We start from the raw sequence: 13,149 nt of genomic DNA on the forward strand, positions 1-13,149 counted from the left end.
CTATCCAGCCGGAAGAGCCCGCCGCTCCGCACGGCGTCCGGTCGCGTGTCACGCGAGCGGCTCAGCCGCCTCACGCGCGGCGCGGGCCGACGAGCGCACGGCGCCGATGCTCGCGGCGATCACCAGCGCGATGCCGGCAAGCTCCAGCCACGTCATATGTTGGCCGAGGAATATGAAGCCGGCCAGCGACGCCGTGGCGGGCGCGAGGCTCATCAGGATGGCGAACGCGGCGGCCGGCAGCCGTCGGAGCGCGATCAGTTCGAAGGCGTACGGGATCGTCGACGACAGCACCGCGACCGCCGCGCCGAGAGCGACGATCTCGACCCGCAGCAGGGCGGTGCCGGCATCCACGATCCCCAGCGGCAGCGAGACCAGCGCACCGACCGTCATCGCCAGTGCCAGTCCGTCCAGCTTGGGGAACGCCCGCCCGACACGCGCCGAGGCGAGGATGTAGAACGCCCAGCTGCCGGCGGCGCCGAGGGCGAAGACCACGCCGAGCGGGTCGAGGCGGTCCCATCCGCCGCCGCCCAGAGCAACGACGCCGGCCAGAGCCAGCAGCGCCCACAGCCACGCCGACGCACGACGAGCCGCCACGATCGACAGCACGAGCGGTCCGAGCACCTCGATCGTCACCGTCACGCCGAGCGGCAGGCGCTCCAGCGCGAGGTAGAACAGGCTGTTCATCAGCACGAGCACCAGCCCGAACAGCGCCACCGCGGTCCAGTCGCGCCCGGTGTGCCCGCGCACCCGCGGTCGCGCGATGAGCAGCAGCACGATGGCCGAGAACACCAGGCGCAGCATCACCATGCCCAGCGGCCCGACAGCGGGGAACAGCAGCACCGCGAGCGAGGCGCCGACCTCCTGACATGCGAGGCCCGCGATCACGAGCAGGATGGCGGGCGCCGAGCCGCCTCGCGCGCTCTTCGGCGCGCTGCCCGCGCCGGTCGTCACTCGGAGGCCGGCGGCGTGCACACCGCGAGAGACGCGATGGCCTCGCCGAACTGCTCGGCCGTCCACGGCAGGCCCGCCTCGGGGGCCGTCTCGCCCTTGGCCGCGGGCGCCTTCGACGCGATCGCGGCCAGCTGCCAGGCCAGGTACTCGGCGACCACGCCGTCCCCGGCGGAGTTGTTGAGCACGACAGCCACGGTCAGCCCGGTCTTCGGGTCGGCGAAGGCCGCCGTCAGATACCCCGGCACCTTGCCGTACTGCCCGATCAGCGACCCGGCGAGCAGCGCTCCGCCGTCGGCGGTGTACCAGGACGGCGCGTCGGCCGCGACGGGCAGGCCGTGGGCGAACCGCTGCTCATCGTCGACGAGAGACCCGCTCGCGAGCGCCTGGACGTAGCGCCCGAGGTCGCGGATGTCGGTGACCACGCCCGAATCCGTGAACCCGCCGCTCGATGAGGCCCCGGTGAGGTCCACCGGCTTGGCGCAGTCGAGGGCGCCCTCGGCATTCGGCATCGACTGCCCGCCGTGCAGCACGGCCGACGAGGGCAGATCGCTCAGCGACGTGGCGGCGAGTCCGAGCGGATCGGTCACGTAGGTGCGCAGCAGGTCGGCCGCCGACAGACCGGTGGCTCGTTCGAGCGCCAGACCGAGCAGCACGTAGCCGGCGTCGGAGTCCTTGTACGCGTCGCCCGGGGTCGTGGTGCGCGGCTCGCCCAGGCCGAAGCTCGCGAGGTATCGCGGATCCCATGTGCGCGTCGGGTTCGACAGCCACGAGCCGTACAGCTGGTCGGCGTACGAGCCGATGCCCGAGGTGCCGTCGCACAGCTCCAGCAGCGTGACCGATTCGAGATCGGGGACGCCCGACACATAGTCCGAGACGGGGTCGTCGAGCTTCACCTTGCCGGCGTCAGCCGCCTGGAACAGCGCGTCGCACGTCATGGGACGCGTCACCTTGCCGGCGCGGAAGACCTGATCGGCCGTGACATCGCCGCCGCCGTCGGGCGTCTGGGTGCCGAGGCCGGCGACCCAGGTGCCGCTCCACGGCGCCCACACGCCGACGATCGCGCCGGACGAGCCCGACGATCCCATCGTCGCCGTCACCGCGCTCTTGAGCGCCGCGACGGTGTCGTCGGGGAACGCGTTGTCGACCTGAGCGGGGATGTCGGGGTCGGTGGCGGCTTCGCCGAACGAGCAGCCCGACAGCATCAGTGCCGACATGACGGCGCCCGCGACCACCGCGATGACGCGGCGACGGTTGGAGCGGGTCCGCATGCTCACCCCCCGATGATCGTGCAATGCATTCAAACACACCAGAGTCATCGGCGTCGCACGGCGGTCCGTAGGGTGTGAGTATGATCCACCGATTCGACGACGCGGCGCTCGCCGGTGTGCTCGACCACATGAACGGCGACCACGGCGACGACAACCTGCTGATCGCCCGCGCTTTCCTCCCCGAGAGCGGATCGGTGGATGCTGTCGTCACCGGTTCGACGATGACAGGCTTCGACGGCGCCGGGGGCGTGTGGCAGGCGACGCTCGCCGACGGCTCGACGGTGGACGTCGTGGTGCCGTGGCCGTCCGGGCCGATCTCCGAGCGTCCCGAGGTGCGTCGCGAGATCGTCGCGCTCTACGACGCGGCCTGCGCCCGCCTCGGGATCGAGCCCCGCCCCCACGCCTGACGGCGGCATCCGTCGAGATCTTGTTAGGTTCGCCTTATCTTCAGTTAGTATGAAGGTATGAGCGACCCGATCCCGTTCTCGACCGCGCTGCGTGAGCGCTCCAGCCGTTCTCACTCATCGAGCGAGCACGCCGGATTCATGGCCGACCTCATGAAGGGGGAGGGCACGCGCGAGGACTACGTCGCACTCGTCGTGCAGCACTGGTTCATCTACGAGGCGCTCGAGCGCACCGCGGGTCAGATGCGCAACGACCCGATCGCCGCCGTCTTCATCTCCGACAAGCTGACGCGCCTGCCCGCGCTCGAGGCAGACCTCGAATTCCTCGTCGGACCCGACTGGCGCGAGCGCATCGAGCCGCTGCCGACGACGCGGCGCTACGTCGACCGTATCAACGAGGTCGGTGCGACGTGGGCGGGCGGCTTCGTCGCCCACCACTACACGCGCTACCTCGGCGACCTGTCGGGCGGGCAGTTCATCGGGCGGCTCATGGCCCGCCGCTTCGGCTTCGAGACCAACGGCATCGGCTTCTACGTCTTCGACGACATCGCCGACCCCAAGGCGTTCAAGGACGTCTACCGTGAGCAGCTCGACGCCGCCCCGTGGGATGCCGCCGAGCAGGAACGCGTGATCGACGAGGTGCTGCTCGCCTACCGCTTCAACACCGAGCTCTTCGAGGATCTCGCCGCCGCCAAGGCGACGCAGGTCGCCTGAGACCCATCTCTGGTCGTTGAGCGAGCGGAGCGAGTCGAAACGCCGCACGCCGCCTGTCGGACCCGACCACGCCCGCGATCGACGCGATGGGAGTCGGGTTCTCGAGAGCGGCTCGCGACGTTTCGTCTTCGCTCGTTCCTCGCTCCGCTCAACGACCGGACGGCGCGGGGCCGCGCACCGCGTCGCGCATGAACCGCTGGACGTCGGGGTCGACCTGGATGTCGCGCGGGCGCAGCGGGCGCGACAGGTACAGACCGTCCAGCGACGTCAGCCGTGACAGCGCCACATACGTCTGGCCCGGCGCGAACGCCCCCGAGCCGAGGTCGATGATCGCCCGGTCGTACGTCTTGCCCTGTGACTTGTGGATCGTGACCGCCCACGCCAGGCGCAGCGGGAACTGCGTGAACTCGGCCACGATGTCGCGTGTGAGGGTCTTCGAACCGGGGTTGTACGAGTAGCGGTACTTCTCCCACACCGAGGGCTCCACGTCGAACTCCTCGCCCTCGACCTCGACGCGCACCGATTCGCCGGCGATGCGGGTCACTGTGCCGATCGTCCCGTTCACCCAGCGCGGCGGCTCGCCGAACGATGCCGTGTCGTTGCGCAGGAACATCACCTGGGCGCCGACCTTCAGCTTGAGCTCGAGGTCGGCCGGGTAGGCGGCATCCCCTCGTCCGAAGTCGCCGTTCACCTCGGCGACCGCGGTCTGCTCGCGGCCGATCAGCTCGTTCAGGTGACGGCGGTTGATGTTGTTGACGATGTCGTTGCGCGTGGCGAGCGTGATGATCGGGTGCTCGCCGTCGGACGGGTCCGGCGGCCGCCGCGCACCGGTGTCGTTGAGCACCTGTGCGATGTCGGCGGTCACGCGTCCGTACCGGACGGCGTTGAGCATCGCCTTGAACGCCGGATCGTTCTGGCGGTGGATGTCGATGAGCTCGCGGATGTTGAGCTCGGTGCCGTACGTGCCGACGTCGAGGATGCCGTCTGTCGCGGCCTCGCCGACCCACACCTTGGCGTCGAAGAACCAGAACGAGCGGTAGTGGTCCTGCACGTAGCGCAGCTCGTCGCCGCGGGGCGGCACCGGTGCGAGCTGGTACGGGTCGCCGAACATCACGATCTGCGTGCCGCCGAACGGCTCGGAGCGCCGCCCGCGAGCCTGCCGCAGGGCGCGGTCGATCGCGTCCATGAGGTCGGCGTTGACCATCGAGATCTCGTCGATCACGAGGGTGTCGATCGCGTTCAGCAGCTTGCGCGTCGCGTCGGACTGCGGCTCGTCATGGCCGCCGATGATGCCCAGCGGCAGCTTGAACAGCGAGTGGATCGTCTGCCCCTCGACGTTGAGCGCCGCCACGCCCGTCGGCGCGCACACCGCGATCTGCTTGTTCGTGTTCCAGGCCAGATGCTGCAGCAGCGTCGACTTGCCGGTGCCCGCGCGGCCCGTCACGAACACGTGCTCGCGCGTGTCTTCGATGAGCCGGAACAGCGCCTCCTGCTCGGCCGACAGCGCGAGGCCGGCAGACGAAGGAGGCGTGGTGGTCACCGATTCATGCTAACGACCGGATGCCGTCACCCGGCCGGTCCGGTGCGGTCTGTGCACAACACCGCAGCAGCCGTCGAGCTGTGGATGGCGTCTCAGGGGCGTGACGGCATCCCCGCGGCGTTTACGCTCGAGCCGTGACTTTCGCGCAGACGCCGCCGCCCCCGTACACCGCCGTCATCTTCACGTCTACGCGCTCGGCCGGCGACAACGGGTACGAAGTGATGTCGGCGCGAATGGTCGAGCTGGCCGCACAGCAGCCGGGCTTCCTAGGTGTGGAGTCGGCGCGAGACGGCCTCGGAATCACTGTGTCGTACTGGGCGGACGAGTCGGCCGCCGCGGCATGGAAACAGGTCACGCAGCACGTCATCGCGCAGAAGCGCGGGCGCGACGTCTGGTACGACGACTATCAGGTGCGTGTCGCAACGGTGGTCCGCTCGTACGGCCCCGATGGGCTCCGCTGACTCGCAACGCGACACACAGTGGCCTCCCGGCCTGGGGTTTCTAGACTGGTCGGGTGGATCGGGCGGACGTGGACGCGGCATCCGGAGGTGCGGGCGCCCCGGCCCCCGAGGCGACCCCTGGCGCCGCGCCGTCCACGGCGCAGGACGCCCCGTCCCCGACGCAGGCTGCGCCCCAGCTCGTGCAGCCGCCCGCCAGACGGCGGCGGCGCCGAAGTCTCGCGCTCGACCTCACGCTGCTCGGCGTCGTGGGCGCGGTGCTCGTCGCCGCGGTGTTCGCGGCGTGGGGTGTGATCGAGCGCGAGTTCTACAGTCCCTCGGCGTTCGTCGAACGCTACGTCGGGCTGCTCGCGGACGGCCGTGCCTCAGAGGCCCTCGCGATGCCGGGCGTGGCGGTGAACTCGTCCGAACTCGAGGCCGCCGGCCTGCCCGCGACGGCATCCGACGCGCTGCTGCGCAACGACGCGCTGGCCCCGCTCGGCGATGTGCAGGTCACGTCGGCCGTGACCGAGGGCGACATCACCCGCGTCACCGTCGCCTACACGGCCCGCGGCTACGAGGGCACCACGACGTTCTCCGTCGAGCGCGACGGCTCGGTGGGCCTCGCCCCGACATGGCGCTTCGCCAAGAGCCCCCTCGCGGTCATGAACCTCGCGGTCACCGGGTCGATGAGCTTCGACGTCAACGGCTTCCAGGTCGACAAGCGTCAGGTCTCGCCCGACGGGATGGATGCCGACCCCCTCGCCCCTGTGGCGCTGCTGGTGTTCTCGCCCGGCCTGTACTCGGTGTCGGTCGACACGGCGATCTCGGCGACGCCGGGCGTCGCGGTGCTGTCGGACAGCCCCTTCCACGCGATCCCGGTCGAGGTCCAGGCGCGCGCCACCGACGAGTTCGTGAACGTCGTGCAGCACAAGGTCGAGGAGTTCCTCACCGAGTGCGCGACGCAGCAGGTGCTGCAGCCGACGTCGTGCCCGTTCGGCTACTTCGTTCAGGACCGCATCAGCGACCTGCCCACGTGGTCGATCGTGACGCAGCCCACGGTCGCGGTCGAGCCCGACGGCGCCGGGTGGCGCATCCTCCCCGCCGAGGCGATGGCGCACATCGACGTCGACATCCGCTCGATCTTCGACGGCCGCGTGCGCCCGCTCAGCGAGGACGTGCCGTTCATCGTGAAGGGCACGATCACCGTGCAGCCCGACGGGTCGGCTTCGATCGTCGTCTCGGGGCCCGACACGCAGTAGCGTCAGACGCCGGTGCGCGCGTTGCGCTCTGCCCGCGCGTCGCGCTCGGCGAGAGCCGCCAGGCGGGCGTTGTACTCCTCGAGCTCGGCGTCCCCCGTACGATCCGCGTGACGGTCGCGGCGCTTCGTCTCGCGGTCGTCGCTGCGGCTCCACTGGATCGCCACGGTGATGGCGACGATGAGCGTCGGGATCTCGCCGATCGACCAGGCGATGCCGCCGCCGGTGTACTGGTCCTCCATGGGGGTGGCGCCCCACGTGCGCCCCATCGAGCCGAACCACTCGGCCACCATGAGCCCCTCCTGCATCATGATCGCGATGCCGAAGAACGCGTGCATCGCCATGACGCCGATGAGCAGCAGCAGCCGGCCCGGGTACGGCAGCCGGTAGGGCACCGGGTCGATGCCGATGAGCGTCATCACGAACAGGTAGCCCGTGATGAGGAAGTGCGCGATCATCCACTCGTGGCCGAGGTGGTCGTACAGCGACCAGCGGAACAGGTCGGTGAAGTAGAACACCCACAGCGATCCGACGAAGAGCCCCGCCGCGACGAAGGGATTCGTGAGGATGCGGGCGACCGGGGAATGCACGGCCCACAGGATCCACTCACGACCGCCGCGCGTGCCGTCGTCGCGCTTGTGGATCGCGCGGGCGGCGAGCGTGATCGGCGCCCCTGGGACGAGCAGCAGCGGGATCGCCATGGTGAGCAGCATGTGGCCGACCATGTGCATGCTGAACAGGTAGTCCTGGTAGACGTTGATGACGCCGCCGGTGACCCACACCAGCAGCAGCCAGCCGAGCACCCACATGATCGTGCGGTAGATCGGCCAGGCATCGCCGCGGCGGCGCAGCCGCCACACGCCGGCGAGGTAGAAGAAGATCGCGAATCCCGCGACGACCGCCCACAGCAGGTCGATGTTCCACGCCGTGAACCAGGCGTCGATCGTCAGTTCGGGCGGGAGCGGAGCATCCGTGAGGCGCTCGGCGGGCGTCGGGGTCGCCGGGATCAGCGGCGCCACCGGAGGGGGCGTGCGGGCGAGGGCGGTGGCCGCGCCGCTCGCGATGCCCATCAGCACGATCTCGAAGCCGATGAGCGTCCAGAACGAGCGGGTGGCAGCATCCTGACCGCGCATCTTTCCGATGAGGCGCGTGCGGTACCAGGCGCCGAAGAGGCCGAGCGCGATGAGGGCGACCACCTTGACCGCGAGGATCGCGCCGTACGGCGAGATGAGCGCCGACCACGTCTGCAGGCCGATGACCGCGCGCGCGACGCCCGAAACCGCGACGACGCAGAACGCGGCGATCGCGATGCTCGAGTACCTGCCGACGGTGTCGGCGCTGCGCTCGCGCGACTGCAGCGGCCGGACGATCACGATGAGCAGCAGCCCGCCCACCCACACCGCGGCGCCGATCATGTGCAGGATGAGGGCCGTCATGGCCTCGTGGTGGAAGGCCTCTTCGCCCGAGTGCCCCTGCGTGCCCATCGGGACGAGGGATGCCGCCGCCAGCAGCGCGACGAAGAACGTGGCCGTCCACGACCGGACCGCGAAGGTCAGCACCGTCAGCGCGGCGCCCGCGATCGTCGTGATGAGCCAGGTGCGCCCGGGCTCGGTCTCGACGATGTACCGGCCGAGTTGGGCGCCGAACTCGGGGCCGAGGCTGACGACGGGATTGAACGCGTCGACGAAGGTCAGGATGCCGGTAGCCGCGGCCGCGAGGGTGAACACGGCCGCCGAGATCGAGGCCACGTCCAGCGCGACGTCGAACTCGCGCTCGCCCGCGCGCAGCGCGAAGAGGGCCGTCACGAGGACGCCGACCATGCCCGCGGCCGACAGATTGACCAGCAGCGTCACGGTCGGCAGCATCCAGCGGACGAACGGTCCGGGATCGGCGATCGCGAGCGGCGCCGCCCCGCCGCCGAAGGCGAGCGCCCACACCATCGCCGCGAGCGCGGTCACGACGAGGAGCGCGGGCCCGACGGCCCGCAGCGCGCGGGGATTCACACGGTCAAGCCTACGTCGCGGACCAACGCGCCCAGACAGCGAGAGAGGGGATGCCGCGGATCGCGGCATCCCCTCTCTCGAGGACTGCGTCGGAATTACTTGACGGCAGCCTTGAGCTTCGAGCCCGCGGTGACCTTGACGCGCTTGCCCGCGGGGATCTTGATCTCTTCGCCGGTCTGCGGGTTGCGGCCCGTGCGAGCCGAGGTGGCGACCTGCTCGAACGCGAGCCAGCCCGGGATCGAGACCTTGTTGCCGGCCGCGACGGCGTCGGACACGGTCGAGAAGAGGGAGTCGAGCACGCCCGAGACGGCGGACTGGCTCTGGCCGGTCGCGCTCGCGATGCTCGCGACGAGCTCGGTCTTGGTGATGGTCTTGTCGGCCATGTGGTTGTCCTCCAAAGACGACGACTGCCGTCCTGTCATTGCTCGGTCCGGACGGCTGGCGCCCCCCGGCTGGTCGGATCGACCGGGACCGAATGTACCCGACACGGCCGACAGTTCCGCGTATTTCTGCGGATTTCTGCCGATTCAGGCCGCGTGTCCTGTGTTCAGAGTGACGAAAGTGGCTCTTGAGCCCGCCAGAGACCGTGGACATCGCTCGAGACCTGGCGATAGATTATCGATTACTCACCATCGATTGGAGCAAAGATGCTTCCTCCTCAACCGTCCCCACGGCGGAAGATCATGGCAGGAACGGCCCTCGGAATCGCGGCCGCACTCACCGTCGCCGGAGCTGCGGCGGCGGCCCCGACCGCGGAGCCACGCACGTTCTACGTGTCGGCCGCCGCGAGCGGAGGTGGGGACGGCACCTCGCCGGCCTCGGCCTTCCGCAGCATCCAGGAATGCGCCGACGTGCTCGACGCCGGAGACACCTGCGAGATCGGTTCGGGCACCTACCGCGAGACCGTCACGCCCGCCGCCTCGGGCACCGAGGACCGTCCGATCACGTATCGCGCAGCCCCCGGCGCGGACGTCGTGGTCAACGGCAGCGAGCGGCTCACCGGCTTCACGCCGGTACTGCCGAAGGATCTCGCCGCCATCACGGCTGCAGACCCGTTCGCGGCGGACTCGCTCTTCAGCGCCGCCGTCGCGCAGCGCAAGATCTACAGCGTCCCGGTCGACCTCGGCGCGAAGGGCGGCGAGGAGCAGGTGTTCATCGACGGCTCCATGTCGATCGAGGCGTCGTACCCGTACCCGGGCGCCGACCTGCTCGACCCCGAGATCCGCCGCGCCGCAGCCGGCTCGGCGGAGGCGACCATCGTCGACCCGCAGATGACACGTCCCGCCGGCTACTGGGACGGCGCCCGCGCCCTCACCGCGTACTGGTACATCACGACCACAGGCGCCGTCGCGAGCTCGGACGTCGGCTCGATCACCCTGCAGACCGCCCCGCTGTGCGTGCACAAGGTCGTCCCGACCGACACGTGGTACCGCCTATCGGGCAAAATCGGCGAACTCGGCTACAACGGCGCCCACTTCTACGACCCCGCCACGAAGCGTCTCTACCTCTACAGCGACGACAACCCCAACAGCCACTTCATCGAGGCGAAGAAGCGGCAGCTGGCATTCGATCTGAGCGCGGCCTCCGGCATCCATCTCGAAGGTCTCGGGCTGTTCGCCTCGTCGGTGCAGACGGGCACCTCGAGCACGGGCGTCGTCCTCGACGGCATCGACGCGAAGTACCTCAGCCACTACTGGGATGTCACCCGCGGCGCCACCAACTGCGGCGAGAACGTCACCCGCGGCGTCGGCGACACCGGCATCGTGCTGAACGGCACCGGCAACACGGTGAAGAACAGCACCATCCAGTACAGCGCCGGCAACGGCATCGCGCTGCGCGGCTGGGGCAACACCGCGATCGACAACGTCATCACCGACGTCGACTACGCCGGCACCTACGCCGCGCCCGTCGCGGTGCAGGGCCACAGCCAGACCGTCATGTACAACACGATGGCCCGCGTCGGCCGCAGCGGGGTCAACCTGCAGTGGAACGGCGTCGAGGGCACCGTCCCGGGCCCCGACCGCATCGCCTACAACGACATCTCGGGCTACGCGAGCCTCAGTGTCGACACGGCGGCGATCTACACCTGCTGCTCGTCGCACATGGAGGGGACGCAGATCGACCACAACGTGCTGCACGACCCGAACGCGCGCCCCGGCGGCGTGTACCCGTTCGGCATGTCGGGCATCTACGCCGACAACGGGCAGAGCGACCTGCGCATCCACAACAACGTCGGCTGGGGCAACCCCGAGGGCACCGTCGAGCTCAACGGCCTCGGCTCGGGCAGTCACGACAACCTCGTCTACAACAACACCGGAGGAATGACGCTGTTCTACGTCAAGGGGCCGGGGCAGTCGACGGGCAGCGTCGTGACGAACAACATCGGCCCGATCCGGGGTCTCGCCGGCGCGACCGACGGCGGGCTGGTGCTGTCGAACAACTTCACCGAGGGCGACCCGCTGTTCGTCGACCCGGCGAACCACGACTACCGTCTGCAGGCCGGTTCGCCGGCGCGCGGCGTCGCGACGCCGCTGCCGCCGTACACCGACGGCGGGGCCGACGCGGTGCCGAGCCTCGGCGCCTTCCAGTTCGGCGCCGAGCCCTGGACGGCCGGCGCCCGTCGCTGATCCTGTGGGGAGTGGATGCCGCAGACGCGGCATCCACTCCCCGCCCGAGGGGCCGGAACCCACGAGGTTCCGGCCCCTCGGCGCGTCAGGACCGGTGCGCGGCGATGAGATCGCGGGCGGTGCGGGCGAAGGCGGGGCCGACGCGGTCCTGCCCGTCGAGGTACCCGCCGACGAGTGCGGCGTCGCGCAGCAGGACGAGGGATGCCGCCACCCCGTCGGGATCGCGCAGCCCCGCCTGCTCGGCCAGCTGCCGCAGGGTCTCGCGGAACCACTCGCGGTGGTCGGCGATGAGCTCGCGCACGGGGCCCTCGTCGGGGTACTCCGCGGCGGCGTTGATGAAGGGGCAGCCGCGCGTGTGGCGGTCGCGGATGTCGCGCTCGATGCCGTCGACGACGAGGTCCAGCAGCACGGCAGGGTCGTCCGACACCTGGGCCGCCTGCGCGAACAGGCCGCGCAGCCCCTGGTCCTCGCCCTCGAGGTAGGCGAGGACCAGCCCCTCCTTGCCGGCGAACTGCTTGTACATCGTGGCGCGCGTGACGCCGGCCTCTTCGATGATGCGGTCGACGCCCACCGAGTGGATGCCCTCGTTGTAGAACAGCTCGGTGGCCGCGCCGAGCAGGCGCTCCCGGGCCGAGCCGGGACGTGTGGCCGTGGCATCCGTCGTCATCGTCATGAGCCTTTCTTCCTCTCCATCGTGCCATGTGGGAGTACTCTTGCGTAGATAGAACGTTCGGTCTACCATCAGGATACATCAGCCGAACCGCACCGGATCCGGAGCCCTCACACGCACGAGCACCACCTCACCCAAGGAGCACGACATGACCACCTCGACCAAGACCCCGATCGTCCTGATCCACGGACTGTGGATGACCCCCAAGAGCTGGGACACCTGGGCGGAGCGCTTCCGTGCCGCCGGCCACGAGGTCATCGTCCCGGGCTGGCCTGGCATCGACGACCGCACGGTCGCAGACATCCGCAGCAACCCCGAGGCGCTCAAGGGAGTGGGGCTGAAGCAGATCGCCGACAACTACGAGCGCATCATCCGCGCCCTGCCCGAGAAGCCGATCATCATGGGCCACTCGTTCGGCGGCGTGATCACACAGATGCTCGCCGACCGGGGCCTCGGCGTCGCGTATGTCGGCGTCGCACCGGGGCAGACGGCAGGCGTCACGACGCTGCCGCTGTCGACGCTGTGGACCGGCACGCCGATCCTCTCCAACCCGTTCGGGCGCAACGGCGCCAAGCCGTTCAGCAAGCGCCACTTCCACTTCACCTTCGGCAACGACCTGCCACGTGCGGAGTCCGACCAGCTGTGGGACGAGTACGCGGTCAACTCGTACAACCGCGTGTTCTTCGAGGGCGTCACCTCGGTGCTCAACGAGAAGAACGGCGTCACGCACGTCGACTACTCCCGCCCCGACCGCGCGCCGTTCCTCGTCATCACCGGCGAGATCGACCACGTCGTGCCGCCGGCGATCGGCAAGGCCATCGTGAAGAAGTACACCGCGACCGGCAGCCCCGCGATCGTGGAGTACAAGGAGTACGCCGGCCGCACCCACCGCCTGGTCAGCCAGGACGGCTGGGAAGAGATCGCCGACGACGCGCTCGACTGGGCCACGACGCACCAGGTCCGCGAGCCCGAGGCCGCGGTCTGACACGGCTCCGTCTGCGCCGCAGCACATCGCGGCGGCTCCGGAGTTCGGATAATCGCACGTTTTCCGGATGCTTCGGCCCGAGGCATCCGGAGAACGTGCGATTGTCCGATATTCGGATCGGCGTGCTGGAGCCGAGCAGACCGGAGCGGAGCCGAGCAGGCCGGTGAATCGCCCTGGGTTTCGTTCCGTTCTTGAAGTAAGGATGGAACACGATGAATCAGAAGTACTCGGCGGAGATGCGTGAGCGCGCGTTGCGGATGCTGGATGAGGCCAAGCCCGATCACGCGAACC

The 13,149-nt window shown here is 69.7% G+C and carries 12 protein-coding genes; 6 read left to right on the forward strand and 6 right to left on the reverse strand.

Annotation, left to right across the window (positions count from 1 at the left end):
* Positions 1-48: 48 nt before the first annotated feature.
* Positions 49-951 (reverse strand): EamA family transporter, encoded by a 903-nt coding sequence (locus IF188_RS15470; protein ID WP_318152901.1) that lies wholly within the window; start codon positions 949-951, stop codon positions 49-51.
* A complete protein-coding gene (locus IF188_RS15475) occupies positions 948-2,219 on the reverse strand; it encodes a serine hydrolase domain-containing protein (RefSeq protein ID WP_191172717.1) in 1,272 nt (423 codons plus the stop codon). The genes IF188_RS15470 and IF188_RS15475 overlap by 4 nt, the downstream gene beginning before the upstream one ends.
* Positions 2,220-2,299: 80 nt before the next feature.
* On the opposite strand from IF188_RS15475, the gene IF188_RS15480 reads away from it, so the two are divergent.
* A complete protein-coding gene (locus IF188_RS15480; protein WP_191172688.1) occupies positions 2,300-2,626 on the forward strand; it encodes a DUF2470 domain-containing protein in 327 nt (108 codons plus the stop codon).
* A gap of 57 nt (positions 2,627-2,683) precedes the next feature.
* On the forward strand, positions 2,684-3,337 hold the full coding sequence (locus IF188_RS15485) for a biliverdin-producing heme oxygenase (RefSeq protein WP_191172689.1): 654 nt from the start codon (positions 2,684-2,686) through the stop codon (positions 3,335-3,337).
* A gap of 148 nt (positions 3,338-3,485) precedes the next feature.
* Here IF188_RS15485 and IF188_RS15490 read toward each other — a convergent pair whose 3' ends face one another.
* The gene (locus IF188_RS15490; protein ID WP_191172690.1) at positions 3,486-4,877 is read right to left on the reverse strand and encodes an ATP-dependent DNA helicase; all 1,392 of its coding nucleotides are present in this window, start codon (positions 4,875-4,877) and stop codon (positions 3,486-3,488) included.
* A 134-nt stretch (positions 4,878-5,011) separates the two neighbouring features.
* Here IF188_RS15490 and IF188_RS15495 point away from each other — a divergent pair, with 134 nt between their 5' ends.
* Both IF188_RS15495 and IF188_RS15500 read left to right on the forward strand, forming a co-directional pair.
* Positions 5,012-5,338, forward strand: coding sequence for an antibiotic biosynthesis monooxygenase family protein (locus IF188_RS15495; protein WP_191172691.1), 327 nt, complete (start codon positions 5,012-5,014; stop codon positions 5,336-5,338).
* Between the two features lie 179 nt (positions 5,339-5,517).
* Entirely contained in the window at positions 5,518-6,576 is a 1,059-nt protein-coding gene (locus IF188_RS15500; RefSeq protein WP_191172718.1) for a hypothetical protein, read from the forward strand.
* 2 nt (positions 6,577-6,578) lie between these two features.
* On the opposite strand, the gene IF188_RS15505 is transcribed toward IF188_RS15500, so the two are convergent.
* Both IF188_RS15505 and IF188_RS15510 read right to left on the reverse strand, forming a co-directional pair.
* Positions 6,579-8,576, reverse strand: a complete 1,998-nt coding sequence (locus IF188_RS15505) for a cytochrome c oxidase assembly protein (RefSeq protein WP_318152902.1) — start codon at positions 8,574-8,576, stop codon at positions 6,579-6,581.
* Positions 8,577-8,671: 95 nt separating this feature from the next.
* Positions 8,672-8,959 (reverse strand): HU family DNA-binding protein, encoded by a 288-nt coding sequence (locus tag IF188_RS15510; RefSeq protein WP_018173542.1) that lies wholly within the window; start codon positions 8,957-8,959, stop codon positions 8,672-8,674.
* Positions 8,960-9,259: 300 nt separating this feature from the next.
* Between IF188_RS15510 and IF188_RS15515 the strand changes: the two genes are divergently transcribed.
* Positions 9,260-11,203, forward strand: a complete 1,944-nt coding sequence (locus tag IF188_RS15515; protein ID WP_191172692.1) for a right-handed parallel beta-helix repeat-containing protein — start codon at positions 9,260-9,262, stop codon at positions 11,201-11,203.
* An 85-nt stretch (positions 11,204-11,288) separates the two neighbouring features.
* Here the strand turns inward: IF188_RS15515 and IF188_RS15520 are convergent, their stop codons facing one another.
* Entirely contained in the window at positions 11,289-11,876 is a 588-nt protein-coding gene (locus IF188_RS15520; RefSeq protein ID WP_191172693.1) for a TetR/AcrR family transcriptional regulator, read from the reverse strand.
* 145 nt (positions 11,877-12,021) lie between these two features.
* Here IF188_RS15520 and IF188_RS15525 point away from each other — a divergent pair, with 145 nt between their 5' ends.
* Positions 12,022-12,858 carry an alpha/beta hydrolase gene (locus IF188_RS15525; protein WP_191172694.1) on the forward strand — a complete coding sequence of 279 codons (837 nt, stop codon included), beginning with the start codon at positions 12,022-12,024 and terminating at the stop codon, positions 12,856-12,858.
* Positions 12,859-13,149: the final 291 nt, after the last annotated feature.

Origin of the sequence: Microbacterium helvum, from assembly GCF_014779795.1 — a bacterium.
Classification (GTDB): domain Bacteria; phylum Actinomycetota; class Actinomycetes; order Actinomycetales; family Microbacteriaceae; genus Microbacterium; species Microbacterium helvum.

Bases quoted from the DNA above. Each gene is read 5' to 3' on its own strand.
- IF188_RS15475 (WP_191172717.1), bottom strand. From the start codon at position 2,219: ATGCGGACCCGCTCCAACCGTCGCCGCGTCATCGCGGTGGTCGCGGGC.
- IF188_RS15480 (WP_191172688.1), top strand. From the start codon at position 2,300: ATGATCCACCGATTCGACGACGCGGCGCTCGCCGGTGTGCTCGACCAC.
- IF188_RS15485 (WP_191172689.1), top strand. From the start codon at position 2,684: ATGAGCGACCCGATCCCGTTCTCGACCGCGCTGCGTGAGCGCTCCAGC.
- IF188_RS15510 (WP_018173542.1), bottom strand. From the start codon at position 8,959: ATGGCCGACAAGACCATCACCAAGACCGAGCTCGTCGCGAGCATCGCG.
- IF188_RS15515 (WP_191172692.1), top strand. From the start codon at position 9,260: ATGGCAGGAACGGCCCTCGGAATCGCGGCCGCACTCACCGTCGCCGGA.
- IF188_RS15520 (WP_191172693.1), bottom strand. From the start codon at position 11,876: ATGACGATGACGACGGATGCCACGGCCACACGTCCCGGCTCGGCCCGG.
- IF188_RS15525 (WP_191172694.1), top strand. From the start codon at position 12,022: ATGACCACCTCGACCAAGACCCCGATCGTCCTGATCCACGGACTGTGG.